This window comes from Pseudomonas sp. NBRC 111124, from assembly GCF_001320245.1.
Classification (GTDB): Bacteria; Pseudomonadota; Gammaproteobacteria; order Pseudomonadales; family Pseudomonadaceae; genus Aquipseudomonas.
Genome location: NZ_BCBA01000033.1, coordinates 78908 through 105790, shown reverse-complemented (window position 1 = coordinate 105790; position 26883 = coordinate 78908). Strand labels below are relative to the sequence as shown.

The following is a 26883-nucleotide window of genomic DNA, read 5'->3' as shown; positions in this document are numbered from 1 at the left end:
AGCGAAGCAGGCGGCTGGAGCATTCCCCTCGGCGGCTTATTTCGCTACCCTTGATCCTTTGATCGGTGCAGCGCGGCCCGCCGGGCCGTCGACCCTGCTCCGCGGCCAGCGTCCACGTCCTCGCATGCGAGCCCCGGGCCCTGCCGACAGGAGGCTTTCGCCCGTCCTGCACCGACCGCTCATCGCTTTAGGAATGCTGCATGTCCACCCCCACCTCCGTCCGCGAACAATTCCTCGTCATCAGCGCCCTGGGGCCCAACCCCATGGAGCTGGCCAATGTCCTCAGCCGCGCCGCCTTCGAAAACCGCTGCGCGGTGGTCACCTCGCGCCTGAGCCGCCACGGCGAGACCAGCGCCCTGGTGCTGCAGGTAGGCGGCAGCTGGGACGCCCTGGCGCGCCTCGAAGCCATGCTGCCGGGCCTGGGCAAGAAACACGGCCTGACCCTCGACGTGGTGCGCAGCGCCGACCAAGAAGTACGCCCACAGGCGCTGCCCTACGTGGCCTACGTCAGCGCCGCCTACCGCCCGGACATCATCAACGAGCTGTGCCAGTTCTTCCTCGATCACCGCGTCGAACTCGAAGCCATGACCTGCGACACCTACCTGGCGCCGCAGACCGGCAGCAGCATGCTCAATGCCCAGTTCACCGTGATCCTGCCGGCCGGCACGCAGATCAGCTGGCTGCGCGACCAGTTCCTGGACTTCGCCGACGCCCTGAACCTCGATGCCCTGATCGAGCCGTGGCGTCCACAAAACCCCATGTAAGGAAACCGACCATGGCAGTAGCACTCGACCAACCCGTCGCCGACTTCCAGGCCCAGGCCACCAGTGGCCAGACCGTCAGCCTGGCCGAGCTCAAGGGCCAGCAAGTGGTGGTGTACTTCTACCCGAAAGACAGCACCCCGGGCTGCACTACCGAAGGCCAGGGTTTCCGCGACCAGCATGACGCCTTTGCCGTCGCCAACACCGTCGTGTTCGGCGTGTCGCGTGATGGCATCAAGTCGCACGAGAACTTCAAGGCCAAGCAAGCCTTCCCGTTCGAGCTGATCAGCGACAAGGACGAGGCCCTGTGCCAGTTGTTCGACGTGATCAAGCTGAAGAAGCTGTATGGCAAGGAATACATGGGCGTCGACCGCAGCACCTTCCTGATCGACAAGGACGGTGTGCTTCGCCAGGAATGGCGTGGGGTGAAGGTGCCCGGGCATGTGGATGCCGTGCTGGCAGCTGCCCAGGCCTTGAACAAAGGCTGAAATGGATGGGGGCCGCTGTGCGGCCCCCATTACCTCAAAGCAACGGTGAAACGCTCGACTCCTGCCGGGGCCAGGCATCCAGCACAGCCTTGATCAAGGTTGCCAGCGGGATCGCAAAGAAGATCCCCCAGAACCCCCACAACCCGCCAAACAGCAATACCGCACAGATGATCGCCACCGGGTGCAGGCTCACCGCCTCGGAGAACAGCAGCGGCACCAGCACGTTGCCGTCCAGCGCCTGGATGATCGCATACACCGTCATCAGGTAGATGAACTGGTCGCCCCAGCCCCACTGGAACAGCGCGATCAGCGTCACCGGTACGGTCACCACCACCGCGCCCACATAAGGCACCACCACCGACAACCCCACCAGCAACGCCAGCAGCGCGGCGTAATTGAGCCCCAGGCTGATGAAAGCAATGTAGGTGGCAATCCCGCAGATCAGGATTTCGATGCCTTTGCCGCGAATGTAGTTGGCAATCTGCCGGTTCATCTCGCTGCCCACCCGGTTCAGCAAGGTGCGCTGGCGCGGCAGGTAGCCACTGACCCAGCGCCCGATCAGCACGCGGTCCTTGAGGAAGAAGAACACCAGGATCGGCACCAGTACCAGGTAGATCATCGCGTTGACCAGCAACGGAAGGCTCGACAGCGAGAAGGTCAGCGCCCATTGGCCAAACTTGCCAATTTCGCCCCGCACCGACTCGATCGCATGCAGCACCTGCTCATCCGACACCAGGTGCGGATAACGCTCAGGCAGCAGCAGCAACAGCGACTGCCATTTGCCAAGCATCCCCGGCAGCTCGTTGAACAATGTGATCAGCTGATGCCAAAGCAACGGCACCAGCACCAGCATGAATACCGCCAGCGCCCCCATGAACAGGGCGAACACTAGCATCACCGCCAGCCGGGTAGGCACCCGTACGCGCTCCAGGGCGTTGACCAGCCCTTGCATCAGGAACGCCAGGACCATGCCCGCCAGCACCGGCGCGAGCATGCCGCCGAGGGTGAGTACCGCGGTGAAGGCCAGGAACAGCAGGACCGCCAGCACCACTGCTTCCTCATCGGAGAAGTAGCGCTCTATCCAGTCGCGAAGCACTTTGAACATTGACGATCCTTGGGTTGGCTCAGGCCTTGCGGAGCCAGTAGGTATAGGTTCCGGCCTCGGCCGTTTCATGCAGCAGGGTATGACCGGCAAGCTGGGCGAAAGTGCGGAAGTCGCGCTGGGAACCGGCATCGGTGGCAATGACTTTCAGTACCGCCCCGCTGGCCAGGCGGTTGAGTTCCATCTTGGCCTTCAGCAGTGGCAGCGGGCAATTCAGCCCGCTGGCGTCGAGCTCGGCGTCGCAGGTCAGGGTGTCACTCATCGGGCGCGTCTCCAGGGCGGGGCGGACAGTCTTGGGAAAAGCTCGGTAGCATACCGCCACTGGTCGGCTCCGCGCGACCCGGCTACAGTAAGCCTTTTGATCGACGCGAGCTTCTGCATGAATCTACTGCGCCCCACCCTGCTGACGCTGGCCTGCCTGATGGCCCTTCCCGGTCATGCCGACGACCTGCCGTCACTGGGCGACGCCAGCTCCGCGATCGTCTCGCCGAAACAGGAGCACGACCTCGGCCGCGCCTGGCTGAGCCTGCTGCGCGGCCAGGTCAACCAGCTTAACGACCCGCAGCTCAAGGACTATGTCGAAACCACCGTCTACCGGCTGGCCGAAACCAGCCAGCTGCAGGACCGGCGCCTGGAGTTCATCCTTATCGACAGCCGCGAGCTCAACGCCTTTGCCGCGCCGGGCGGCATCGTCGGGGTCAACGGCGGCCTGTTCCTCAACGCCCAGACCGAAGGCGAGTACGCTTCGGTACTGGCGCACGAACTGGCACACTTGTCACAACGCCACTTCGCCCGTGGCGTCGAGGCCCAGCAGCGCATGCAGCTGCCGATGATGGCTGCCCTGCTGGCCGGTATCGTGCTGGCAGCAGGCGGCGCGGGTGATGCCGGTATCGGCATGATCGCCGGCACCCAGGCGGCGGCGATCCAGGAGCAACGGCGCTTCTCCCGGCAGAACGAGCAGGAAGCCGACCGCGTGGGTATCCAGAACCTGGAAAAGGCCGGCTACGACCCACGCAACATGCCGACCATGTTCGAACGCCTGGCGCGCCAGTACCGCTATGACGCCAAGCCGCCAGAGTTCCTGTTGACTCACCCGGTGACCGAATCGCGTATTGCCGACACCCGCAACCGCGCCGAGCAGGCGCCCAAGGGCGGCGTCGAAGACAGCCAGCGCTACCAACTGATCCGCGCCCGCGTGGCACTGACCTATGAGGGCACTCCGGGCCTCGCGGCCAAGCGCTTCCGCGCCCAGCTCGACGAAGACTCGAAACTCGATGCCGCCCGCTATGGCTTGGCCCTGGCACAGATCAAGGGTGGCCAGCTCAATGAAGCGCGGGAAAATCTCAAACCATTGCTGGCCAAGGCGCCCAACGACATCACCTACAACCTGGCGCAGATCGACCTGGACATCACCAACAACCGCCTGGCCGACGCGCAGCAGCGCGCCGAGCGCATGCAGGGGCTGTACCCGGGCAACTATCCGCTGAAACAGGTGCGTGCCGACCTGCTGGTGAAGCAGAACAAGCCGGCCGAGGCCGAGAAGGTGCTGGACGACCTGCTCAAGAGCCGGCCGGATGACCCGGACGTGTGGTACGACATGGCAGAAGTGCGCGGCTTGTCGGGCAACACCATTGGCCTGCACCGGGCGCGCGCGGAATACTTCACCCTGGTGGGGGATTTCGACCAGGCGGTACAGCAGCTGGATTACGCCAAGCGTCGAGCGGGCAGCAACTTCCCGCTGGCATCGCAGATCGACCAGCGTCAGCGCGAGATCATGGAGCAGAAGCGCATGGTTCAGGAAATGATGGGGCGCTGATATTTTGGGGGCGCCTTGCGCCCCTTTCGCGACACAAGGCCGCTCCTACAGGATTGTGCGATCCTCTGTAGGAGCGGCCTTGTGTCGCGAAAGGGCCGCAACGCGGCCCCAGCGATCTCAAGCGTTACCGGAGAGCTTCAGGCGAGCGGCCTGGGTAAAGTCCAGCATACGGTTCAAAGGCTTGATCGCCTTCGGCACCAGCGCCGGATCAACGAAGATTTCATCCCCCCCATTTCGCAAGCAATGCAGTACCCGCTCCAGGGTATTCATCGCCATCCACGGGCAGTGCGCGCAGCTGCGGCACGCCGCGCCGTTACCGGCAGTCGGCGCTTCGACGAATGCCTTGTCCGGGCACAGCTGCTGCATCTTGTAGAAGATGCCGCGGTCAGTGGCGACGATGAAGGTCTTGTTTGGCAGGGTCTGCGCCGCCTTGATCAGCTGACTGGTGGAGCCCACTGCGTCGGCCAGCTCGATCACCGCTTCCGGCGACTCCGGGTGTACCAGGATGGCGGCATCCGGATACAGCGCCTTCATGTCGGCCAGCTGGCGCGACTTGAACTCTTCGTGGACGATGCACGCACCGTCCCACAGCAGCATGTCGGCACCGGTCTGCTTCTGGATGTAACGGCCCAGGTGCTGGTCCGGGCCCCAGATGATGGTTTCACCGTTGTCCATCAGGCTTTCGACGATCTCCAGCGCGCAGCTGGAGGTCACTACCCAGTCAGCCCGCGCCTTAACCGCAGCGGAGGTGTTGGCATACACCACCACGGTACGCTCCGGGTGCTGATCGCAGAAAGCCGAGAACTCTTCGACCGGGCAACCCAGGTCAAGCGAGCAGGTCGCCTCGAGGGTCGGCATCAGCACGCGCTTCTCCGGCGTGAGGATCTTGGCGGTTTCGCCCATGAAACGCACACCGGCGACGATCACTGTCTGGGCCGGGTGGTTCTTGCCGAAGCGGGCCATTTCCAGCGAGTCGGACACGCAACCGCCGGTCTCTTCGGCCAGCGCCTGGATGACCGGGTCGCAGTAGTAGTGAGCCACCAGCACGGCATTCTGCGCTTTCAGCTCGGCAGCGATGGCCGCACGGTATTCGGCCTCCTGCTCGGCGGTCAGCGGGTTGGGCTGCTTGGCATCAAGGTGGGCCTGAACCAACAGGCGTTCGGAAATCTGGGTCATGATCGCTGGACCTGCAGGCGCGCGTGCGCGTCAAATCGAGTGTATCACCCGGCCCTGGCAGATCGGCTAAGGGTGCCGGACGGCAGGCGTGCCGCCACGGCCCTCTGCGGGCGCGGATTATTATCGGACGCCGAAGGCTACAGACAATCAAGGGAATTCTAAAGTGGTTTTTGTGAGGCCTGTGCTGGCCTCTTTGCGGCTAAAGCCGCGAAGAGGCCAGCACAGGTCAACCCATCAACCCTGCGGCTGCATGGCGGCAAAATGCGCCGCCAGCAACATGGCGAATTCTTCGACGGTCATCTTCTTGCCGTTGAAGTCGACCATGCCATCGGCATAGTGCAGGCTCGACACCACATCGTTGCCCTGCACGGTGGCCATACCGCTCTGCAGCGCCATCATGCCGACCATCTCCCCGGCCTGACTCGATTGCGAAGCAATCGCCTGGGCATCGGTCTGCCCCTCCAGTAGCGCCTGCAAGGTCGCCAGGTCGCCAATCATCGGTTTGGACAACGACAGCTTGCTCTTCACCTCGGTAATCAGCTGCTTGCTCAGCTGGTCAGGCGGCAGGTCGAACGAGGCCGGGCTGGCGAAATCCATCGACAGGTCGAAGCGGCTCTCACCATTGGCGGTGCGAAACGCCAGGTTCTCGATGGCCAGCTTGGGCTTGGAGGCCAGCAATTGTTGCAGGTCGCCATGGAACCTGGCTTTTTCCGCCTCATCCATCTGGATTTCCGGCACCGGCTGGCCGGCAGCCTGAGCGGCTTCGAACTCCGGCAGGTGGGCCTGGTACCATTTCGACAGCGACTGCAAGGCCGGGGCATTGAGCGACTTGACGCTCACACCCATCTGCGCGTTACCGACCGCGCGGCCATCCCAGGTGATGTCCGCTACCCGATAATCGACGCGGCCACCCACGGTGTCAGGGCCATCCAGGGTCTGCAGGACATTCTGTTCAAGGCCTTTGAGCACCAGCACCTGCTGCTTGTCACCCAAGGTTGCCTTGGCCTCGGCCAGCAGCAGGTCGACATTGCCGACATAAACGGCGTCATGCTTGCTGGCAGCCAGATTGCCACCGACCTTCAACCCCGATAGCTCGAGGGTGGCCGGCGCATGGTCCTCGCCGACCAGCTTCATCACGAAGCGATCCGCGCTGCCATGGAATTTCGACGCCTTGCCTTCCTGATCACCGCTGACCTCCAGCGACATCCCCGAGAAATCCAGGCTGCTGCCGTCGGCTTCGGTGTGTTTGAGCGGTGCCACGCTGATGCTGCTGTCGACGTTGCCCGAGAAGCCCAGGCTGGTGTGTGCGCTGATCGGCGACTGCTCGCCTGCAGCAGCGAACCACGGCGCGGTGAGATCATCCTTCTGCAGGCTGCTGCTGCTCGCAGCCAGCACCGGCACCAGCTTCAGTGCCTTGACCCGCGACCACGGGAACGGCCCATGCTCGATCTGGTCGGTCATGCCGAGGTCGAAACTGACGACTTCGCCGTTACCCAGGTTGATATCCTTGGCCTTGAGCCGGTACTGCGCGGTGCTGCTGAAGAAATGCTGATCGAGCGAGACCAGCTCGACGGTCATGCTGCCGCCATAGTTGGTCAGGGCCTTCTTGAGCTGGTCGTTGCTGCGGCTGACGGCGTTGGCCAGCTCCCCGGGCAGCTGTTTGCCCGTGTACCAGGCGCCTGCGGTGCTCACGACGGCAATGGCGATAGCCAGGCCGGAAAGAATGCCTACTGATTTCTTCATGAATAGAACCGATCGATGTCCATATGGGCGGATTCACAGCCAATCGGCTGCAAGGGATGCAAAAGGATATCATCGACGCGGCAGCGTGTTGAGCACGCCTTGGGCAGAAGAATGGATTAAGGAAATGTCCGACAATCGTTAATTTTTACGAACATCCAAGTCGATCGAAACCGCAAAAAAACGCGCAAAAACCGAACATTCAGGCCGTTTACCCGATAAATATTTCAATTTCGCAACATCTTGTCATGTTTAACTTGACGCCTCCCTACCAATCGTTTTTTATTTTCACCACCTGCCCAGCGCCCGATCCACGAAGAAGAAAAAGTCGCGCCGTCATGATGCTCGGATGCCCCTGCCCGCACGCTTCAACCTCCTCGCCAAGGCACTGCCAGCCTGACGCCGGCGCCTAGCACGCGCCTACCTCTGCTCCAAACAAAAAGGTGAACAACATGGAGCCACACCAGCATGCAGCATGACCACAACGCCACCGGCAACGGCCAATTCCGTAAATCCCTGCGCCTCTGGCACGTGGTCATCATTGGCCTGGCGTACCTCACGCCCATGACCGTGTTCGACACTTTCGGCATCGTGTCCGGCATCACTTCCGGCCACGTTCCCAGCGCCTACCTGCTGGCCCTGGCCGGCGTTCTGTTCACCGCTGTGAGTTACGGCACGCTGGTGCGCCGCTTCCCGCAGTCCGGTTCTGCCTACACCTACACTCAGCGCGCCATCAACCCGCACGTGGGCTTCCTGGTCGGCTGGTCTTCGCTGCTCGATTACCTCTTGCTGCCGATGGTCAACGCGCTGCTGGCCAAGCTCTACCTCTCGGCCATGTTCCCTGAGGTGCCGGCCTGGATGTGGGTGGCCGGCTTCGTCACCCTGATCAGCCTGATCAACATGCGCAGTATCAACCTGGTCGCGCATTTCAACCTGCTGTTCGTGGTCGTGCAGCTGATGATCATGTCGGTGTTCATCTACCTCTGCGTACGCGGCCTGGACCAAGGCGAAGGGCTGGGGACTACCTGGAGCCTGCTGCCGTTCGCCGACTCGCAGACGCAGCTCAGCGCCCTGGCTGCCGGCGCAACCATCCTGTGCTTCTCGTTCCTGGGCTTCGACGCGGTCACCTGCCTGTCTGAAGAAACCAAGGATCCGGGCAAAACCATCCCACGCGCGATCTTCCTCACTGCCCTGATCGGCGGCGCGGTGTTCATCCTGGTGTCGTACTTCATGCAGGCGTATTTCCCGACCAATGCGCGCTTCCATGACCCGGAAGCAGCACTGCCGGAAATTGCCCTGTATGTCGGTGGCAAGCTGTTCCAGTCGATCTTCATCGCCTGCACCGTGATCAATACCATCGCCTCAGGCCTGGCTTCGCAGACCAGCGTGTCGCGCCTGCTGTACGTGATGGGCCGCGACAATGTGATCCCGAGCGGCGTGTTCGCCCGCCTGCATCCGCGCTACAAGACCCCGATCGTGAACATTGCCGTGGTCGGCGTGATCGCCCTCTCGGCGATCTTCTTCGACCTGGTCACCGCCACCTCGATCATCAACTTCGGCGCGCTGGTAGCCTTCAGTTTCGTCAACCTGTCGGTGATCATTCACTGCTACCTGCGCGAGGGTAATCGTCAGGGGCTGGCGAACAAGATGAAGTACCTGGTATTGCCGACCTTTGGCTTCTGTATCATTGCCAAGCTCTGGCTTGACCTCAACGAGCATTCGTTGATCTTCGGCGGCCTCTGGGCATTGGCGGGGCTGTTACATCTGGCCTGGCTGACCAAGGCCTTCCGGGTCGCGCCACCGAACTACGTCGCTGAATGACACCAGCCTCCGACAACGCCCGCGCCTGAACGCGGGCGTTGTTGTTGAACGAGAAGGAAAGTCCTCATGCCGCTGCGTCGCCTCTCCATCCAATGGAAGATCACCCTGCTCACCGGCCTGTGCCTGCTGGCCATCGTCGCCCTGCTGGTCACCAGCTCACTGACCCAGTCGCGGCGTAGCGCGGCGCTGGTCAACCAGGCCAGCACGGAAATGCTTGAACACAGTGCACGCCTGCGCCTTCAGGCCCACGCCGAAACGCAGGCGTTACGCATCCAGCGTTACTTCATGGACGCCTACCAGTACGGCAACGGCTTTGCCCGCCTGGTACAGGTGCTCAAGACCAAGGGCGGCAGCGACTTGCGCGCCGAACTGACCCGTCAGGCTCACGCCAGCCTGGCCGGCAACCCGGACGTGATCGGCCTGTACCTGGTGTTCCAGCCCAACGCACTGGACCACCAGGACAATCAGTTCGTTGGCCAAGAGACCAGCGGTAGCAATGAAAGCGGACGTTTCTCGCTGTACTGGTCACAACCCCGCCCAGGCTCCCTCGAGCTGGAGGCGATGCCTGAATCGATGCTGGGCGACAACAGCCCCGGCACCAATGGCCTGGCCAAGAACCGCTGGCTGACCTGCCCGCAGGAAACCGCCAAGGCCTGTGTACTCGAGCCCTACCTTGATGAGGTCAACGGTCACCAGGTGCTGATGACCAGTATCGCCCTGCCCTTGCTGGAAAACGGCAAGGTCGTCGGCGTGGTTGGCCTGGACATCAGCCTGGACAACCTGCAGCAGCTGAGCCTGGATGGCCGCAAGGAACTCTTCGACGGCCAGGGCCAGGTCAGTATCGTCAGCGCTGCCGGCCTGCTCGCCGGGCACAGTCGCGACGCCAGCAAGCTGGGCCAGCCCTTGGACAAGGAAGTGGATCAGGGCCTGCTGCGTGTAACCCGGCCGTTCGCGCCTATTCCTGAAGCCAGCCCCTGGCACGTACAGCTGGAACTGCCTGAAGCCGTGCTGCAAGCGCCAGCCGTGGCCCTCAACCAGCGCCTGGACAGCCACAACCAGAGCGCCAACCTGACCAGCCTGCTGATCGGCCTGGGCGCCGCAATCATCGGCCTGCTGCTGGTCTGGCTGACTGCCCGTGGCGTTACCCGGCCGATCCTCGCCGTGGCTGCCCGCCTGAAAGACATCGCCAGCGGCGAAGGTGACCTGACCCGTCGCCTGGACTACGCCCGCGAGGATGAACTTGGCCAGCTGACAGGCTGGTTCAATCGCTTCCTCGACAAGCTGCAGCCGGTGATCGCTCAGGTCAAAGGCTCACTGCTCGAAGCCCGTGGCACCGCCGACCAGTCCGCCGCCATCGCCAGCCAGACCAGCAATGGCATGCAGCAACAGCAGCGGGAAATCGAACAGGTCGCCACCGCCGCCAACGAAATGAGTGCCACCGCCCAGGATGTCGCGCACAACGCCGCACAGGCGGCCCAGGCCGCACGTGGCGCCGATCAGGCCAGCCGGGAGGGCCTGCAACTGATCGCCAGCACACGCCAGACCATCGACCAGCTGGCAACCGGCATGAACACCGCCATGGATGAAGCCCGTGCACTGGAGCACCGAAGCGAGCAGATCGGCTCGGTCCTCGAGGTGATCCGCGCGATTGCCGAGCAGACCAACCTGCTGGCCCTCAACGCCGCCATCGAAGCCGCACGCGCAGGCGAAGCCGGGCGTGGGTTTGCCGTGGTCGCCGACGAAGTACGCAGCCTGGCCCAGCGCACCCAGGTGTCGGTGGAAGAGATTCGCCAGGTGATCGAAGGCCTGCAGCAAGGCACCCAGGACGTGGTCGGTGCCATGCACGAAGGCCAGCGCCAGGCCCAGGCCAGCGCCACCCGCATGGAGCAGGCACTGCCTGCGCTGGAGCGCATCGGCGAGGCCGTGGCGGTGATCAGCGACATGAACCTGCAGATTGCCTCGGCGGCCGAGGAGCAAAGTGCGGTGGCCGAGGAAGTGAACCGCAACGTGGCCGGGATTCGCGACGTGACTGAGTCGCTGTCGGGCCAGGCCGACGAATCGGCGCGCATCAGCCAGGCGCTCAATCGCCTGGCCAACCAACAGCAGGCATTGATGGAACAGTTCCGCGTCTAGCCTGTAAGGGCCTCTTCGCGGGCATGCCCGCTCCCACAGGTACAGCGCAGCCCTCAAGGCTTGTGATATTCCTGTGGGAGCGGGCGCGCCCGCGAAGAGGCCAACACAGACAACACAGCAACATCGCTATTTACCGAGCACAACACATGCAAACCGCAACCCGAAGTTCATTTTTCGATATAACCAGCGAACAGGGCCTGTTACGCACCTCAATCGCCGTCACGCTGTTCATCGCCACCATCGGCATCGGCTTCGGCCTGGCCTCCGGCTCGTTCTCGATCGTCTTCGACGGCGTCTACTCGCTGGTTGACGCCAGCATGAGCGGCCTGTCGCTGGTAGTGGTCAAGCTGATCACTTCGCATGCCACCAGCCTGCAACTCTCGCGCAAGCTGCGTGAGCGCTTCACCATGGGCTTCTGGCACCTGGAACCGATGGTCCTGGCACTCAATGGCATCCTGCTCAGCGGCGTTGCCATCTACGCGTTGATCAACGCTGTCAGCAGCCTGCTGCAAGGCGGGCGACACCTGGAGTTCGGCATCGCCATGGTCTACGCGCTGCTGACCGTGATCGCCTGCGCGACCATCGCGGTGATCGAGGACCGCGCCAACCGCAAGCTGAAGTCGGACTTTGTGCGCATGGACGTCAAGGGTTGGGTGATGTCGGCCAGCATCACCGCCGCCCTGCTGATCGCCTTCTGCTTCGGCTACGCGGTGCAAGGCACGCGATGGGAGTGGGTATCGCCGTACATCGACCCGGCGGTACTGGCATTGGTCTGCCTGGTGATCATCCCGTTGCCACTGTCGGTGGTGCGTCAGGCACTGTCGGAGATATTCCTGGTGACACCCGGCGACCTCAAGCTGCACGTCGACACCGTTGCACGACAGTTCGTCGCCAAGCACGGCTTGAAGTCCTACAAGGCCTACGTGGCCAAGGTCGGGCGCTCACGCGAAATCGAACTCTATTTCATCGTGCCAGCGGACATGCGGCCACGCTCGATCGCTGAGTGGGATGCCTTGCGTGACGAGGTCGGTGAGGCTGTCGGCGGCGAAGGCCCGGATCGCTGGATCACCGTGGTGTTCACCGGCGACCCGGCCTGGGCGGAATAAACGGCGTTCGCTAGTGCTCGGCGCCGTTCAGTTGGCCGAGATCAGCGGCCAGTTGCAGGCGCGCTGTGTACCAGTCGACCACCGACGCGACCCGTCGCTGCTGCGCGTTGGCCAGTTCGTTCTGGGCGTTCAGCAGCTCGATGATGCTACCGACCCCGGCCTTGTACCGCCCCAGCGCCACCCGGTGCGACTGACTGGCACTGGCGACCAGCCGGCGGCTGATGACCAGCGCCTGCGTACGCGCCTCGAGGGACTGGCGGCTGCGCCAGACGCTTAGCGCGATGGCACGCTGCGCACCGTACAGGTCCTGCTCCCGCGCCGCCGCTTCCGCCTCGGCCGCCCGGGCCCGGCGGCGAGCTAGAAAGCCATCGAAGATCGGCACGCTGACCTGCACGCCCACGGTCCAGGTTTCGATCTGCTGCCGCGAGGCCACCTGCTCGACCGGCGTATCCTCATGCCGGTAGTCGCTGTACAGCGAGATCGTCGGCCGCCCTTGGGCCCGCTCCGCCTCGGCCTTGGCCAGGCTGGAGGCCCATTGGGCGCGAGCGCTGTCCACCGAAGGATGAGCCTGCCGGGCCTGCTCCATCAACGCATCGACGCTTTGCATGAAGCCTGCTTCCTGACCTTGCGGCTCGTCCAGCGCCTCCAGGCGCAGTGGTGCGGAAGGCGACAGGTTCAAGGCACTGGCCAGCGCACCACTGGCAATGGCCAGGTCGCCCTCGGCCAACACCCGCTCCAGTTGCGCCTGCTCGAAGGTGGTCTGTGCCTGCAGGCGGTCGGCGCGCTCCCCTGCCCCGGCTTGGTGCTTGGCGATGGTCACGCGCAAGCTGTCGGCGGCCAGCGCCTCGATGCTGCGCCGGGCCTCGAGCAGTGCGCTGCTGGCCTGCACCTGGTAGAACGCCTTGCTGGTGCCGAGAACCACCTGCTGGATCTTTTCCAACCGGCTGCTGCTGGCCGCATTGAGCAACTGGCGGGCGCTTTCCACCCTGGCCGCGCGCAGGCCAAAGTCGTACAGCACCCAGTTGAGGCTCAACCCATAGCCGCTGGTCCGGGCATTCAGGCTGGAGTCGGCTTCGGGAAAACCGTCATAGCGCGTCCGGCGGTTGGCCCTGCCGCTGTTTGCCTGCCCCTGCAGGGTTGGCCAGTAGGCCGAGCGTTCGGCCTCCATGCTGGCCTGGCTGCTCAACTGCGTACGCCAGGCTGCCTGCAGCTCGGGGTCAGCGCACAGAGCCATGGCCACGGCACGGGACAAGGCCAGCGGCTGGTCGCCAGGCAATGGCCCGGGGCAAGCCTGCAAAGGCTGCGCCGCCTGCCCCTGAAGGCCGGCCAGGCAAAGCACCATGGCCAACACTGCGCGGCGCTTCATGATGCGCCCGTCACCCGCCCGTCGAGCAGCGCAACCACCCGCTGGGCCGAGCGGATGGTATCCGGCCGATGGGCGACGATCACGCGGGTGATGTGCAGCGCTTCCAGTGCCTGGTTGACTGCCGCCTCGCGCTGGATGTCCAGGTGGCTGGTGGCTTCGTCGAGAAACAGCAGTTTCGGGCGCCGGTACAGCGCCCGGGCCAGCAGGATGCGCTGCTTCTGTCCGCCGGAGAGCACTGCCCCCATGTCGCCGACCAGCGTGTTGTAGGCCATCGGCATGCGTGCGATGTCGTCATGTACGGCAGCCAGGCGTGCACACTGCTCGATCCAGGCTGGGTCGGCGTCATTGGCGAAGAAGCTGATGTTGTCGGCGATGGAACCGGCGAACAGCACGTCGTCCTGGAGCACCGTGGCGCTGATCCGGCGCAGGCGGTCTATCGAACGTGCGTCGATCGGTTCGCCATCGAGCAGCAACTGCCCTTCGACCGGTGCCAGGATGCCCAGCATCACGTTCAGCAGCGTGCTTTTGCCGCAACCTGACGGGCCGACGATGGCCAGCGACTCACCCGGCTCTATCACCAGTGAAACACCGTCCAGCACCCAAGGTTCGTAGGCGCAATAGCGGAACCTCAGCTGACGCACTTCCAGCCGCGGCACTGGCCCAGTGTCAGTCTCCGGCAGCAACCGCGACTGCGGTTCGGCGGCTTCCAGCACAATGTCGGCCAGGCGCTCACCGTGCAGGCGCAGCATCACGACGTCGACCAGTTTGTCGATCAACCCTGACACGCGGCTGTTGAACTGGTCCTTGTAGGCACTGAAGGCGATCAGCATGCCGGCGCTGAACGCACCGTCCATCACCTGCCGGGCGCCCAGCCAGATCACCAGCAGGGTCACCATGCCAAACAGCAGGCCGTTGAACGTGCGGTACAGCAGCTGCAGCTTCTGCGGCCGCAACCCGGCATTGATCTCGTCGACCAGCAGCCCGCTCCAGGTCGTCGCCCGCTGCTCTTGGTGTGCGAACAGTTTCAGCGTGCGTACACCGCGCATGGTTTCGAGAAAATGGCTCTGCTGCCTCGCCGCTCGCACCAGTTCATCTTCGCTGGCCCGTCGCAGTGGCCCGAACCAGGCCCAGCGCGCAAGCCCGTAGAGCACCATGGCAGCCACCGCTATCAGCGCCAATGGCGGGCTGTAGAGGAACATCAGGATCAGGGTGACCGCGGTCATCAGACCGTCGAGAATGGCTTCGATGAACGATGTGGTGAGGGTGCGCTGGATTGCCTTGAGCGAACCAAAACGAGAAATGATGTCGCCCAGATGCCGCCGCTCGAAGAATGCCACCGGCAGGCGCACCAGGTGGTTGAACACATTGATCTGCCACTGGCTGCCGAGCAGCGTACCCAGGTACATCAATGCCCATGAACGGCCCAGCGACAGCACCTGCTGTGCCAGCAGCAGCAGGCCGAAGCCGATGGCCAACACCGCCAGCAGGTCGCGATCGGCGCTGACCAGCACTTTGTCGATTACTGTCTGTATGAAGAATGGCGCGAGTATCGTGCACAGCTCCAGCGCCAGGCCCAGCGCCAGTACCTTGGCGAACACGCCGCCAAAGCCCTCGACCCTGCCCAGCAAGCGGCGCAGGGACAGCCGCGTCTTCACCTCACCCGGCTGGAAATCGCTGTGTGGCCACAGCTCAAGGGCGATACCGGTGAAGGCGCCGGAGACCTCCTCAAGGCCAAGCTTGCGCACCCCGCGCGCCGGATCATGGATGACCACGCCACGCGGGCCGACTTCCTTGAGCACCACGAAGTGGTTGAATTGCCAGTGCAGAATGCACGGCAGACGCAATTGCGGCAGTGCCTCCAGCTCCAGACGCAGCGGCCGCGTGGCCAGGCCCAACTGGCCGGCCATGGCCATCAATTGTTTGAGCGTGGCCCCCTTCATGGAAGGCGCGAGCCTCTGGCGCAGGCCCTGCATGTCATGCACCTGGCCATGAAAGGCGGCAACCATCGCCAGACAAGCCTGGCCACATTCGGCGGCCTCGACCTGCAGCATCACAGGCAGCTTGCGGCCGATGCCGAAGCTCAAGGAATGGTAAAGGCTCACAGGCGTTTTCCTATGCCGCGCAGGGGCTCGAGCAGCCATTCGTAGAGCGGCAGCTTCTCCAGCATGATGTCCGCATCCAACTGCATGCCGGAGCGCAGGTGTTCTTCACCGCCGCGGGCAAACAGGCTTTGTCGCTCCAGCGTGACCTTGACCCGGTACAGCGGCCCTTGTTCGCGCAACGCCTCGGAGGGCACGCCAACGCTCATGACCTCGTCAGCCGGCATGGCACTGCGCGAGACCGAAGCCACGGTACCGCGGGCCAGGCCGAAATGCTGATAGGGGAAAGCCTGGTAGCGCAGCAGCACGGTATTCCCTGGCCGCACGAAGCCGGCCGAACGACTGGGCACATAGAGTTCCGCGTACAGGTTGCTGTCCTGCGGTACCAGGCTGAGCAGCGGGCGACCCGTATCGGCGCGCGCCCCGTTGACCACCCCTAGCGCCGCCACCTCCCCTGCCACCGGGGCGGTGAGCATCACCTGGCGCTTGAGCTCGCTTTCCAGCAGGCTGCTCTGGCTCTCCAGCAACCGGCGCTGCAGTTCTGCCATCTGCTTGGTCTGCTTGTAGGGCAGTTCGGCAAGTTCGGCGCGCAACGCGGCACTCTCGTTGCGCAGGGCCAACAGCGAGCGGTTCAGTTCCTCGGCGCGAAGGCGCATTTCCAGCACCGCATCCTGGCGGGCCTGGAGCAGGTCACGGGAAACGAAGTCCTGACGCTGCAGCTCGGCGTAGCGCTCGGCAATCCCCTGGGCCAAGGCCAGGCGCTGGCGGGTCAGGGCAATCTGCGCGGCGACCTTTTCCTGTTCGCCCTGCAACATGCCGAGGCGGCGGCTCTTGCCGTCACGTTCCTGCTGATGAAGCACCCGGGTTTCGTCAATTTCGTCGGCCAGGCTGTTGTTGCGCCGGGCAAGCAACCGGCTGATGGCATCCTGGTTCGCAGCCGCCTCACCGTTGCGGGTGTCGCTGACCAGGGTCAACAGGGCCTGCCCCGCCCTTACCTGCTCGCCATCGCTGACTTGCAGGTCCTGCACCACCCCAACCTGCGGGGCGAACACCTTGATTACCCCGGCCTCGGGCACCAGCACACCGCTAACGGCCTCACGCCGCGTGTAGCTGGCAAAGGTGATGAACAGGCTTACGGCGATGCAGAACAGCACTGCGCAGGCGCTGGCGATGCGCAAGGACGGTGGCGATAGCAATATCACGCTACCCAGGTCGTTGCGTGCCCCTGATTGCAGTGCTTCCTTACGAAATAGCATTCCCTGGCCTACTACTGGCAGTTGCGAAATCGCCCTGCAGCAAGTCCGGCTTCGGGCCAGGCCAGACTAAACAAGCCAGTCACAACGGGCACTAGTACAGATGCACTAGTGCGTGACGCCGCGAGAACGGCATCACACTGTGGCAATAGGACACTAGGTCACCCGTCCTATTGCCTCAAGCGCCAGCCCCTTCACATGATTTGCCAGGTCCGGTAGACGCTTTACCGGTGACGGAACAACACAACTTGAAGAGGACTCATCCATGAATACCGAACATGAAAACCTGCGCACACTCGACGATGACGAACTGGAACAGGTCAGTGGAGGCATTTCAGCATTCGGCTACCACGCCGGTGCCAGCGTCGTTAACTATGGTCAAGGCTCGACCCTGCATGTGAGCTGGGGCAGCAACAGCGGCAAGTACAACTTCTTCGAGCTGAAGCTGTGCTGATTGACCAGGTCCACGACCTTTGAGGGCGTGGACCGTTGCCGTTCGTGAAAGGCCCGGAACGACAAAGCCCGCGACCATTGCTGGTTGCGGGCTTTGTGTTCTGCATATGGTGGGTCGTGTAGGATTCGAACCTACGACCAATTGGTTAAAAGCCAACTGCTCTACCAACTGAGCTAACGACCCGTTGGATGGCGCGTATAATACTGATTTCTAACGGGAAATCAATACCTGCACCGACCTTTCGTCAAAAGTAGCGCGTCGGATCTGCTACACCCGCCGCTTTGAAACCATCGGCACGCAGGCGGCAACTGTCACAGTTTCCACACGCCTGGCCTTCATCGTTGGCCTGGTAGCAGGAAACCGTGAGGCTGTAGTCCACGCCCTGGGCAATGCCCGCTTGCACGATCTGCGCCTTGCTCATGTTCTGCAGCGGCGCCTGGATGCGGAAGCCCTGCCCTTCGACGCCGGCCTTGGTCGCCAGGTTGGCCATGCGCTCGAACGCCTCCACGAACTCCGGGCGGCAATCCGGGTAGCCGGAATAGTCCACGGCATTGACACCGATGAAGATGTCACGCGCTTCCAGCACCTCTGCCCAGCCCAGGGCCAGCGACAAGAACACGGTATTACGGGCCGGCACATAAGTCACCGGAATGCCCTCGCCTGGGGTTTCCGGCACATCGATGCTGCTGTCGGTCAGGGCCGAGCCGCCAATACCATCGAGGTTCAGGCCAATGACCTTGTGCTCGACCACGCCCAAGTCGCGGGCGACACGAGCGGCGGCATTCAGCTCGGCGCGGTGGCGCTGGCCGTAGTCGAAGCTCATGGTGTAGCAGCTGTAGCCTTCGGCCTTGGCCATGGCCACGACCGTGGCCGAATCGAGGCCGCCAGACAGCAGGATTACCGCGCGTTTCTCAGTCATCTCTTTCACTCCTCAATCAACGTCCGGGCTCGTCGTTCCACAGCAGCTTGTGCAGCTGCATCTGGAAACGCACGGGCAGGTTGTCGGCAACGATCCAGTCGGCCAGGTCGGTGGAACTCACCTGGTGGTGGCTGGGCGAGAACAGCACTTCGCCCGCACGTTCAGCCAGGTTGTACTGGATCAGTTTGGATACCGCCCAGTCATAGTCCTCACGGGAACAGATGACGAACTTGACCTGATCGTTGCAGGTCAGTTGCTCGATGTTCTCGTAGCGGTTGCGGTGCGACTCTTCCGACCCGGGGGTCTTGAGGTCGACCACACGGCTGACGCGCACATCCGTGCCGGAGATATCCAGGGCGCCACTGGTTTCCAGCGAGACCTCGTAACCGGCATCGCAGAGGCGCTGCAGCAGCGGCAAGGCGTTCGGCTGGGCCAACGGCTCGCCGCCTGTAACGCAGACGTAGCGCGGCTTGAAGCCAGCAACCTGCTCAAGGATGGAATCGAGGGTGCGCAGGGTGCCGCCGGTGAAGGCGTAGGCACTGTCGCAGTACTGGCAGCGCAGGGGGCAACCGGTCAGGCGCACGAATACCGTGGGCAGCCCAGCCGTTCGTGTTTCACCCTGCAAAGAGTAAAAGACTTCGGTGATGCGTAATGTGTCTTGCATGCTCGCCACGGGCGTGACAGCTAAACAGGCTGTCCGCCTCCGTCAGGCACTGTCGCGGACTCGACATGGCGTTATCCGCTACAGCGTGTTTATAAAAAGGGCCGTAATTCTAACGAAAAAACCCGCGACAGGCGCGGGTTTCTTGCAAAGGTGCAACTTAGAGCTTCTGCAGGTCGCGTTGCGCCAGTTGCGCGGCGGACGTGCCAGGATACTGGGTGATGACCTGTTGCAAGATGCCTTTCACCTTGTCGGTGTGGCCCATGCGGCGCTCGACGTCAGCCAGCTTGTAAAGCGAATCTGGCACCTTGCTGTGCTTGGGGTACTTCTGGCTGACCTGGGCGAAGGCTTGGCTAGCCGCTGGCAGATCGCCCTTGGCCAGGTTTACCTCACCCAGCCAGTACTGGGCGTTGCCGGCGTACTGGCTGTTAGGGTACTTGCGCAGGAAGGCGTTGAACGCCTGGCTGGCCTTGTCGAAGTCCTTCTGCTTGATCAGGTCGAAAGCGGCATCGTAATAGAGCTTTTCTTTCGCCGGATCACCGGGCTCGCTGCTGGCGGCCGGCTGTTGTGCAGCAGCGCCAGCGGCGCCTGCTGCAGCACCGGTAGCGGCATCGGGTGCGCCACCGGTAGAGGAATTGTCGGGGGTCGCGGCAGGCGCGCCACCACTGTTGATGCGACGATCAAGATCCTGGTAACGCTCCAGGTTTTCCTGCTTCATGCGCGACACATCGTTTTGCAGCTCTTCGATGATGCCTTGCTGGCGGGAAAGTTGATCCTGCATCTGTTGCAGCTGCATGAACAGCTGGCCCTGTGCCGAGGCAGGGGCCGAAGCCCCTGCGCCGGCATAGGCGCCGCTCGTGCCATAACCGGAAGGTGGGTAAGCACCCCCGTTGTCATCAACTACAGGAACCGCAGCCCACGCCGAAAGCGGAAGGCTGAGTGCGAGGACGGTTACAACACGACGGCACATACGCATAAGAACTTACTTACGCAGTTCTACGCGACGGTTCTGAGCCCAGGACTGCTCGTCGTTGCCGGTGGCAACTGGACGCTCTTCGCCGTAGGAAACCAGTTCCAGCTGAGCAGGGGAAACGCCCTGCAGAACCAGGTAGCGCTGAACGGCTTTCGCACGACGCTCACCCAGAGCCATGTTGTACTCGCGGGTGCCGCGCTCGTCGGTGTTGCCTTCCAGAACAACGCGGTTGCCGTTGGCTTTCAGGTCCTTGGCGTGAACGTCCAGAGCGCGCATGGCTTCTGGCTTCAGGTCCGAGCTGTCGTATTCGAAGTAGAAGGTGGTGATTGCGCGCAGGGCAGCTTCTTCGCTCAGGGAGCCGTCAACAGCGCCAGTGTTGGCACCGTAGCCAGCGTTCGGATCAACAGCGCCTTCACCAGCGTTGTCACCGCCTTTCGAGGAGCAACCTACAGCTACGGCCATGGCCAGAGCCAGCGCAGCAAATTTACCAAACTTCAGCATTTCCATCGTGAAACTCCTAATGAAACCCCAGTGTGTTAAGCAAAACGTGTTACGCCGCAATCAGTTCAGGTAAGGGGACCAGGACGGTTCTCTGACTTCGCCTTGAGCGGTAGGAAGTGGGAGCCTCACACGGCCGTTAAGCGACACGAGCATCAAGACTCCCCGGCCCTGCTGGCGGGTGGCGTAGATTAGCATGGTGCCGTTTGGCGCAACAGTGGGCGACTCATCAAGACTTGTTTCCGAGAGAATCTTTACACTTCCGCGCTGCAAGTCCTGTGCCGCCACTTTGAAGTTGGTGAAACCCTGCTGGCGATGAATCATGACCAGGGTCTTTTCGTCCGCCGACAGTTTCGGGTTGGCGTTGTAGTTGCCCACGAATGTCACACGCTCGGCACCACCACCGCTGACCGACTGTTTGTAGATCTGCGGCTTGCCGCCACGGTCGGAGGTGAAGTACAGGGTGTTGCCATCCTTGCCCCAGAACGGTTCGGTGTTGATGCCCGGGCCGGCAGTGACGCGGCTGATCTGGCGCGAAGCCACGTTCATCACGTAGATGTCCGGGTTGCCGTCCTTGGACAGCACGAATGCCAGGCGCGAACCATCAGGCGACCAGGCCGGTGCGCCGTTCAGGCCTTCGAAATTGGTCACCTGCTCGCGGCGGCCAGTGTCGATGTTCTGGACGAAGATGCGCGGGCGCTTCTGCTCGAACGAAACATAGGCGATGCGCTTGCCATCCGGCGCGAAGCGTGGCGACAGGATCGGCTCACGCGACTGCAGCAAGGTCACTGCACGGGCACCGTCGTAGTCCGAACGCTGCAGGGTGTAGCGGGTGTTGTTGACCGAGAAGCGCTCGGCGGTCACGTACAGCATGCGGGTAGAGAACGCACCCTTGATGCCGGTGAGCTTCTCGAACGACTGGTCGGCAATGTAGTGCGCCATGTCGCGCAGCTGGTCGGTGCTGCCCGCCACGCTACCGGTCAGCACTTGCTGCTCGGTGGCGACGTTGAACAGCGCGTACTGCACCTGCAGGCGACCGCCCGACGGCACGATGCTGCCAACCATGACGTATTGGGCACCCAGCGCTTTCCAGTCACGGAAGATGACTTCGCTGGCCTGGGTAGGCTGGCTGATCATGTTCTGACGCGGAATCGGCGAGTAGTAGCCCGAGTTGCGCAGGTCATTGCCGATGATGTCGGCCATGTCTTCCGGCAGCACACTGCCACCCTGCAGACCGAACGGCACTACCGCGATGGGCGTGGCCCGATCGCTGCCGCTGGTGACCAGGATGTTCTTTTCCTCTGCCATGGCCATGCCGGCCACGCAGCAGAGCATGACCAGCATTCCTCGAAGGAGTTTAATCACAACGCTAGATCCTCAGGAGTAAATGTCATCTTGAACGAACGATAACGGTTGAAATCGCTCGGCTTCATACCCTGCATCTCGGTCAGACGACCGATATTCTTCACCGCTGCCACCGCCGAACTGTCGAACGGACCGTCACCACTGGACTTGATCACGCTCACACCGGTAACAGTACCATCAGGCAACATGTTGACCTGCAGGGTCACCGTCATGCCTTTGCGCGCGGAAGGCGGACGCGCCCAACCCTCGGCCGCGCGCATGCGGATCAGGTCGTCGAAGTCGCCGGCCACCTGGTCACCCTGCTCGTCAGCCAGGGCCTGCTGCCGCTCGGTGGTGTCGGACAACAGCTCGGCCAGGGCCTGAGCTTTCTTGTCTTCCGCCGACTTGCGGGCCGCTTCCTGTGCTTTTTTCTTCTGAGCGTCTGCAGCGGCCTTTTTCTTGGCCTCTTCAGCTGCCTTCTTCTTCGCGTCCTCGGCCGCCGCTTTCTTCTTGGCGTCCTCGGCTGCTTTCTTCTTCGCGTCCTCGGCGGCCTGCTTCTTGGCCTCCTCGGCTGCTTTTTTCTTGGCTTCTTCCTCGGCCTGCTTCTTCGCTTCTTCCTCGGCCTTTTTCTTGGCGATGTCGGCCTGCTGCTTCTCGGCGGCCTTCTTCGCCTCTTCGGCCTTCTTGGATTCGGCGGCTTTCTTGGCTTCGGCAGCCTTTGCAGCCTCCTCGGCCTTCTTGGCTTCGGCGGCTTCGCGTGCTTCCTCAGCCTTTTGAGCGGCGTCGGCTTTCTTTTGTTCCGCGGCCTTGATGGCCTCCTGCTCGACCTTCTTCTGCTCCAGCTGCTCGACTTCGGTCTGGCGCGCGGCGGTTTTCTTCGCTTCCCCGGCAATCTTCTGATTGGTCTGGGTGGTCGCCTGGCTCTTCGACTTGAGCTGATACAGGGTAGCCTGAACGATCGGCTTGGAAGGCGGCAATTCAGGCGTCATGGCAAAGCTGACGAACAGCAGCGCGAACACCAGCACATGCAGGCCGATGGCCCAGACACTGGGCCAGAAGTAGCTTTCCGAGGCGGATGGCTCTCGCTGTTGCATCAGGGCGCCTCGGTAATCAGGCCAACGTTACCGACACCGGCCTTCTGCAACCCGCCCATGGCGCCCATGACGGCGCCGTAGTCGACAGCCTTGTCGCCACGAATGAAGACCTGGGTCTGCTTGCCCTGGTCGCGACCGGCGGCAATGATCTTGGTCACTGCGTTGGTCATGTCCGGCAAGGTCATGGCCTTGTCCATCTGCTTGTCGGTGTCGACTTCGCTGCCGAGGTTCCAGTAGTAGGTCTTGTCGGCCTTGATGGAAATGGTAAGGATCTGGACGTTGTTGTCCTGCGGCAAGGCTTCGCTGGAAACCTTGGGCAGGTCGACCTTCACGCCCTGGTTGAGCATGGGCGCCGTCACCATGAAGATGACCAGCAGCACCAGCATCACGTCGATGTAGGGCACCACGTTCATCTCGGCGACGGGCTTGCGTTTGTGGCGAACTCGGGCCATGGGCTTCTACCTGATTACTCTTCGCTGGTGTGCACTTTGCGGTGCAGGATCGCCTGGAACTCGTCGGCGAAGGTGTAGTAACGACCGATCAGCACTTCGCTGCGCGCCGCGAACCGGTTGTAGGCGATGACCGCCGGAATGGCCGCGAACAGGCCGATGGCCGTGGCGACCAGTGCTTCGGCGATACCCGGGGCCACGGTGGCCAGGGTAGCCTGCTGGGCACTGGCCAGGCCGCGGAACGAGTTCATGATGCCCCACACGGTGCCGAACAGGCCGATGTACGGGCTGGTCGAACCGACGGTGGCGAGGAACGGCAGGCTCTGCTCGAGCTTTTCTTCTTCACGCGAAATGGCCACGCGCATGGCACGGGCCACGCCCTCCATGACCGCGTCCGGGTCCACGCCTGGCTGCTGGCGCAGGCGCGAAAACTCTTTGAAGCCGGCACGGAAGACCTGCTCCACACCGGAATCCGGGTCCGGGTTGCTGCCTGCCTGACGATACAGCTTGGACAGGTCGATGCCCGACCAGAAGCGCTCCTCGAAGGCATCCAGCGCACGACGACCGGCGCGCAGCATGGTGCTGCGCTGGAAGATCATGATCCATGAGGTGACCGAGGCGGCCACCAGGGTCAGCATTACCAGCTGTACCACCACGCTGGCATTGCTGACCAGACTCCACATGGAGGTATGGTCGACGACGTTAGCTTCCACGCTTATTCTCCTGCGTTCGATTGATTACCCGAGCCGTCCGCCACAAAGGCGTCGCGCAGCTCCGGGGGTATGGCTCGGGGTTTGAAAGTGTCGGCGCGCACGGCGGCCACCAGGAACTGCCCCTCACAGAGCAGCGTTTCATCTTTTTCTCGCCAGACCTGCTGCACGAAGCGCAGGCTGGCGCGATTGAGTTCAAGTACTTGCGCGGTGACCCTCAGCTCGTCGTCCAGGCGTGCCGGCGCGTGATAGCGGGCTTCACTGGAGTGAACCACGAACAGCAGGTTGTCCTCGGCCAGCTGCGCCTGGGAAAACCCCAGATGCCGCAGGCGCTCGGTGCGCGCGCGCTCCATGAATTTCAGGTAATTGACGTAATACACCACGCCACCGGCATCGGTATCCTCGTAATAGACACGACAACGGTGTGCGAACGGTTCCAGGCCATTTTGCGCGCGCATACTCTAGTGCTTACTCCTCAGCTTGCCAATCCGCTGCGGCAACTGTTTTTTGTTCATTAATGTCGTATTGCCAGCGCACCATCGGCATGCCAGCGGTAGGACCATGAAAAGCCGGTTTTGATCTGTCATTCATCGCCTGGCTCGGAAAATTCACCCGTGCCTCCCAGGCTGCCAGGCACATTCAAGCCGAAGTGCAGATAGGCGTGCCGGGTAACTACTCGACCGCGCGGCGTGCGCATGATGTAACCCTGCTGGATAAGGTAGGGCTCGAGCACATCCTCGATGGTGTGGCGTTCCTCGCTGATCGCCGCAGCCAGGTTGTCCACGCCCACCGGGCCACCATCGAACTTTTCGATCATGGTCAGCAGCAGTCGACGGTCGGAATGGTCGAAACCGCGCTCGTCGACGTCCAGCAGGTTCAACGCCATGTCGGCCACGGCCTTGGTGATCTGGCCCTTGCCGCGTACTTCGGCGTAATCGCGCACTCGGCGCAGCAGGCGGTTGGCGATACGTGGCGTACCGCGGGCACGGCGGGCGATCTCGTAGGCGCCCTGCTCTTCGATGGCCAAGCCAAGGATGCCAGCCGAGCGGCTGACGATAGTCGAAAGGTCCTTGTCGCTGTAGAACTCCAGGCGCTGGACGATACCGAAGCGGTCACGCAGCGGGTTGGTAAGCATGCCGGCGCGGGTGGTGGCACCCACCAAGGTAAACGGCGGCAGGTCGAGCTTGATCGAACGGGCCGCAGGGCCTTCGCCGATCATGATGTCGAGCTGGAAGTCTTCCATCGCCGGATACAGGACTTCTTCAACCACCGGCGACAAGCGGTGAATTTCGTCGATGAACAGCACATCGTGCGGCTCGAGGTTGGTCAGCATCGCTGCCAGGTCGCCCGGCCGTTCGAGGATCGGCCCCGACGTACTCTTGACCGAAACGCCCATTTCCTGGGCGATGATGTTGGCCAGGGTGGTCTTGCCCAGCCCGGGCGGGCCGAAGATCAGCGTGTGGTCGAGGGACTCGCCACGCCCGCGCGCCGCCTGGATGAACAGCGCCATCTGCTCGCGGACCACCGGCTGGCCGATGTATTCGTCCAGGCGCAACGGGCGGATCGCACGGTCCTGGACTTCTTCACGGTCGCGGCCACTGGCGGCGATCAGGCGGTCGGCTTCGATCACTTGGTAATCATCCCTTTAAGGCTGCGACGAATGAGTTCCTCGCTGCTCAGGCCGGCCTTGTCCTTGATCGCGGCAATCGCCTTGCTCGCCTCCTGCGGCTTGTAGCCCAGGGACACCAGAGCGCTGACCGCGTCGGCCTCGGCGGAAGACTCGCTGGCCACCGGCAGCGGGCCATCGGAGACCAGAGTGAACATGGCCGGGGAGGTTTCCCAGGCCTTGAAGCGGTCCTTGAGCTCGACCAGCAGGCGCTCGGCGGTTTTCTTGCCGACACCGGGTACGCGCACCAGAACCGAAGCGTCCTGAGCCTGCACGCAGCGCACCAGCTCGTCCACTTCCAGGCCGGACATCAGTGCCAGCGCCAGCTTCGGGCCCACGCCATTGAGGCGGATCAGCTCGCGGAACAGCTCGCGCTCGCGCTTCTCGGCAAAGCCATACAGCAGGTGAGCGTCTTCGCGCACCACCAGGTGGGTATGCACGGTCACTGGTTCGCCGACCTTGGGCAGGCGATACAGGGTGGTCATCGGCACTTCCAGCTCATAGCCCACGCCGTTGACGTCGATAACAAGGTGCGGCGGCTGTTTTTCCGCCAGGGTGCCGCGCAAACGTCCAATCACGTTCCGATCCTTCCTCTCGGGGAGCCGGTCAAAGACCGCTCAACCCTATCAGCAAATGCGCCGGGCGAACGCTTCACCCGAACAAAATGTGTATCAGCGCATGAAGCGCTTACAGACGCAAGCGCCCGCCGCGCCGCCGTGCCGTAGCGAGGCCGTGGGGCACCAGGCTGGAGCGGGTGTGAGCGTGGCAAAGGGCGATGGCCAGGGCGTCGGAGGCATCGATCTGCGGCTTCTGGGTCAACTTGAGCAGATGCATGACCATCAGCATCACCTGTTCCTTATTTGCCCCGCCACTGCCGGCGACTGCCTGCTTGACCTGGCTGGCGCTGTATTCGGCGATTTCCAGGCCGGCTTCGGCGGCGGCAACAATGGCAGCGCCACGGGCCTGACCGAGCTTGAGCGCGGAGTCGGCGTTGCGCGCCATGAACACTCGCTCGATGCCCATGGTCACCGGGCCGTGCTGAGCGATGATCTCGCTGACACCGCGAAAAACAATCTGCAACCGCTCAGGCAACTCGCCGCTGCCGGTACGAATGCAGCCCGACGCCACGTACTCGCAACCACGGGCGGTCTGGCGGACCACACCGTAGCCGGTGATGCGCGAGCCGGGGTCGATACCAAGAATCAGAGTCATAGCGCCTGCGTGTTCAAAAAGTACCGGCCTATTCGCGGGCAA

At 62.8% G+C, this 26883-nt stretch carries 26 protein-coding genes, 1 tRNA gene and 1 pseudogene; 8 read left to right on the top strand and 20 right to left on the bottom strand.

The window, feature by feature from the left end; translation table 11 throughout:
• Positions 1-200 precede the first annotated feature (200 nt).
• On the top strand, positions 201-764 hold the full coding sequence (locus APH28_RS13935; RefSeq protein WP_060510219.1) for a glycine cleavage system protein R: 564 nt from the start codon (positions 201-203) through the stop codon (positions 762-764).
• Positions 765-775: 11 nt separating this feature from the next.
• Positions 776-1249, top strand: a complete 474-nt coding sequence (locus APH28_RS13930) for a peroxiredoxin (RefSeq protein WP_060510217.1) — start codon at positions 776-778, stop codon at positions 1247-1249.
• Positions 1250-1283: 34 nt separating this feature from the next.
• Here APH28_RS13930 and APH28_RS13925 read toward each other — a convergent pair whose 3' ends face one another.
• The gene (locus tag APH28_RS13925; RefSeq protein ID WP_060510215.1) at positions 1284-2354 is read right to left on the bottom strand and encodes an AI-2E family transporter; all 1071 of its coding nucleotides are present in this window, start codon (positions 2352-2354) and stop codon (positions 1284-1286) included.
• Positions 2355-2373: 19 nt separating this feature from the next.
• Complete coding sequence (locus tag APH28_RS13920; protein WP_027919941.1) at positions 2374-2613, bottom strand: sulfurtransferase TusA family protein; 240 nt, start codon at positions 2611-2613, stop codon at positions 2374-2376.
• A gap of 117 nt (positions 2614-2730) precedes the next feature.
• Between APH28_RS13920 and APH28_RS13915 the strand changes: the two genes are divergently transcribed.
• Entirely contained in the window at positions 2731-4167 is a 1437-nt protein-coding gene (locus tag APH28_RS13915) for a M48 family metalloprotease (RefSeq protein ID WP_060510213.1), read from the top strand.
• Positions 4168-4284: 117 nt separating this feature from the next.
• Here the strand turns inward: APH28_RS13915 and nadA are convergent, their stop codons facing one another.
• Positions 4285-5343, bottom strand: a complete 1059-nt coding sequence (nadA, locus tag APH28_RS13910) for a quinolinate synthase NadA (RefSeq protein ID WP_060510211.1) — start codon at positions 5341-5343, stop codon at positions 4285-4287.
• A 234-nt stretch (positions 5344-5577) separates the two neighbouring features.
• On the bottom strand, positions 5578-7086 hold the full coding sequence (locus APH28_RS13905) for a YdgA family protein (protein ID WP_060510209.1): 1509 nt from the start codon (positions 7084-7086) through the stop codon (positions 5578-5580).
• A gap of 465 nt (positions 7087-7551) precedes the next feature.
• Between APH28_RS13905 and APH28_RS13900 the strand changes: the two genes are divergently transcribed.
• The 4 genes and pseudogenes from APH28_RS13900 (at position 7552) to APH28_RS13890 (ending at position 12143) form a co-directional block, all read left to right on the top strand.
• Positions 7552-8904, top strand: coding sequence for an APC family permease (locus tag APH28_RS13900; protein ID WP_060510207.1), 1353 nt, complete (start codon positions 7552-7554; stop codon positions 8902-8904).
• A gap of 66 nt (positions 8905-8970) precedes the next feature.
• Positions 8971-10179: pseudogene (locus APH28_RS29505) on the top strand (HAMP domain-containing protein); the annotation flags it as partial.
• Between the two features lie 102 nt (positions 10180-10281).
• Complete coding sequence (locus APH28_RS29500; protein ID WP_371263085.1) at positions 10282-11037, top strand: methyl-accepting chemotaxis protein; 756 nt, start codon at positions 10282-10284, stop codon at positions 11035-11037.
• Positions 11038-11183: 146 nt separating this feature from the next.
• Complete coding sequence (locus tag APH28_RS13890) at positions 11184-12143, top strand: cation diffusion facilitator family transporter (RefSeq protein WP_060510203.1); 960 nt, start codon at positions 11184-11186, stop codon at positions 12141-12143.
• A gap of 10 nt (positions 12144-12153) precedes the next feature.
• Here APH28_RS13890 and APH28_RS13885 read toward each other — a convergent pair whose 3' ends face one another.
• The 3 genes from APH28_RS13885 to APH28_RS13875 are packed head-to-tail and all read right to left on the bottom strand — an operon-like array spanning position 12154 to position 16864.
• Complete coding sequence (locus APH28_RS13885) at positions 12154-13509, bottom strand: TolC family protein (protein WP_060510202.1); 1356 nt, start codon at positions 13507-13509, stop codon at positions 12154-12156.
• The gene (locus APH28_RS13880) at positions 13506-15611 is read right to left on the bottom strand and encodes a peptidase domain-containing ABC transporter (protein WP_060510200.1); all 2106 of its coding nucleotides are present in this window, start codon (positions 15609-15611) and stop codon (positions 13506-13508) included. The genes APH28_RS13885 and APH28_RS13880 overlap by 4 nt, the downstream gene beginning before the upstream one ends.
• The gene (locus APH28_RS13875; RefSeq protein WP_060510198.1) at positions 15608-16864 is read right to left on the bottom strand and encodes an HlyD family secretion protein; all 1257 of its coding nucleotides are present in this window, start codon (positions 16862-16864) and stop codon (positions 15608-15610) included. Before APH28_RS13875 ends, APH28_RS13880 begins: the two co-directional genes overlap by 4 nt.
• A 262-nt stretch (positions 16865-17126) precedes the next feature.
• On the opposite strand from APH28_RS13875, the gene APH28_RS13870 reads away from it, so the two are divergent.
• Positions 17127-17315, top strand: coding sequence for a bacteriocin (locus tag APH28_RS13870; RefSeq protein WP_060510197.1), 189 nt, complete (start codon positions 17127-17129; stop codon positions 17313-17315).
• Between the two features lie 107 nt (positions 17316-17422).
• On the opposite strand, the gene APH28_RS13865 is transcribed toward APH28_RS13870, so the two are convergent.
• The 13 genes from APH28_RS13865 to ruvC all read right to left on the bottom strand — a co-directional run bounded on the left by APH28_RS13865 (position 17423) and on the right by ruvC (position 26841).
• Positions 17423-17498, bottom strand: a tRNA-Lys gene (locus APH28_RS13865).
• 61 nt (positions 17499-17559) lie between these two features.
• Positions 17560-18234: a 7-cyano-7-deazaguanine synthase QueC gene (gene queC, locus APH28_RS13860; RefSeq protein ID WP_060510196.1), complete on the bottom strand. Its 675-nt coding sequence runs from the start codon at positions 18232-18234 to the stop codon at positions 17560-17562.
• A gap of 16 nt (positions 18235-18250) precedes the next feature.
• On the bottom strand, positions 18251-18898 hold the full coding sequence (gene queE, locus APH28_RS13855; protein ID WP_060510300.1) for a 7-carboxy-7-deazaguanine synthase QueE: 648 nt from the start codon (positions 18896-18898) through the stop codon (positions 18251-18253).
• 157 nt (positions 18899-19055) lie between these two features.
• The gene (gene ybgF, locus APH28_RS13850) at positions 19056-19871 is read right to left on the bottom strand and encodes a tol-pal system protein YbgF (protein WP_060510194.1); all 816 of its coding nucleotides are present in this window, start codon (positions 19869-19871) and stop codon (positions 19056-19058) included.
• 6 nt (positions 19872-19877) lie between these two features.
• A complete protein-coding gene (pal, locus tag APH28_RS13845; RefSeq protein ID WP_023381906.1) occupies positions 19878-20375 on the bottom strand; it encodes a peptidoglycan-associated lipoprotein Pal in 498 nt (165 codons plus the stop codon).
• Positions 20376-20429: 54 nt separating this feature from the next.
• The gene (tolB, locus tag APH28_RS13840) at positions 20430-21710 is read right to left on the bottom strand and encodes a Tol-Pal system beta propeller repeat protein TolB (RefSeq protein WP_177334267.1); all 1281 of its coding nucleotides are present in this window, start codon (positions 21708-21710) and stop codon (positions 20430-20432) included.
• Between the two features lie 17 nt (positions 21711-21727).
• Positions 21728-22804 carry a cell envelope integrity protein TolA gene (gene tolA / locus APH28_RS13835; protein WP_060510192.1) on the bottom strand — a complete coding sequence of 359 codons (1077 nt, stop codon included), beginning with the start codon at positions 22802-22804 and terminating at the stop codon, positions 21728-21730.
• Positions 22804-23256 carry a protein TolR gene (gene tolR / locus APH28_RS13830; protein WP_012273765.1) on the bottom strand — a complete coding sequence of 151 codons (453 nt, stop codon included), beginning with the start codon at positions 23254-23256 and terminating at the stop codon, positions 22804-22806. Before tolR ends, tolA begins: the two co-directional genes overlap by 1 nt.
• Positions 23257-23270: 14 nt before the next feature.
• Positions 23271-23966, bottom strand: coding sequence for a protein TolQ (gene tolQ / locus APH28_RS13825; RefSeq protein WP_027919953.1), 696 nt, complete (start codon positions 23964-23966; stop codon positions 23271-23273).
• A gap of 2 nt (positions 23967-23968) precedes the next feature.
• Positions 23969-24421, bottom strand: coding sequence for a tol-pal system-associated acyl-CoA thioesterase (gene ybgC / locus APH28_RS13820; RefSeq protein ID WP_054883399.1), 453 nt, complete (start codon positions 24419-24421; stop codon positions 23969-23971).
• Between the two features lie 125 nt (positions 24422-24546).
• Positions 24547-25593 (bottom strand): Holliday junction branch migration DNA helicase RuvB, encoded by a 1047-nt coding sequence (gene ruvB, locus APH28_RS13815; protein WP_060510190.1) that lies wholly within the window; start codon positions 25591-25593, stop codon positions 24547-24549.
• Positions 25590-26207 (bottom strand): Holliday junction branch migration protein RuvA, encoded by a 618-nt coding sequence (gene ruvA, locus APH28_RS13810; protein WP_060510188.1) that lies wholly within the window; start codon positions 26205-26207, stop codon positions 25590-25592. The genes ruvB and ruvA overlap by 4 nt, the downstream gene beginning before the upstream one ends.
• Positions 26208-26316: 109 nt before the next feature.
• The gene (gene ruvC / locus APH28_RS13805) at positions 26317-26841 is read right to left on the bottom strand and encodes a crossover junction endodeoxyribonuclease RuvC (RefSeq protein ID WP_060510186.1); all 525 of its coding nucleotides are present in this window, start codon (positions 26839-26841) and stop codon (positions 26317-26319) included.
• Positions 26842-26883 lie beyond the last annotated feature (42 nt).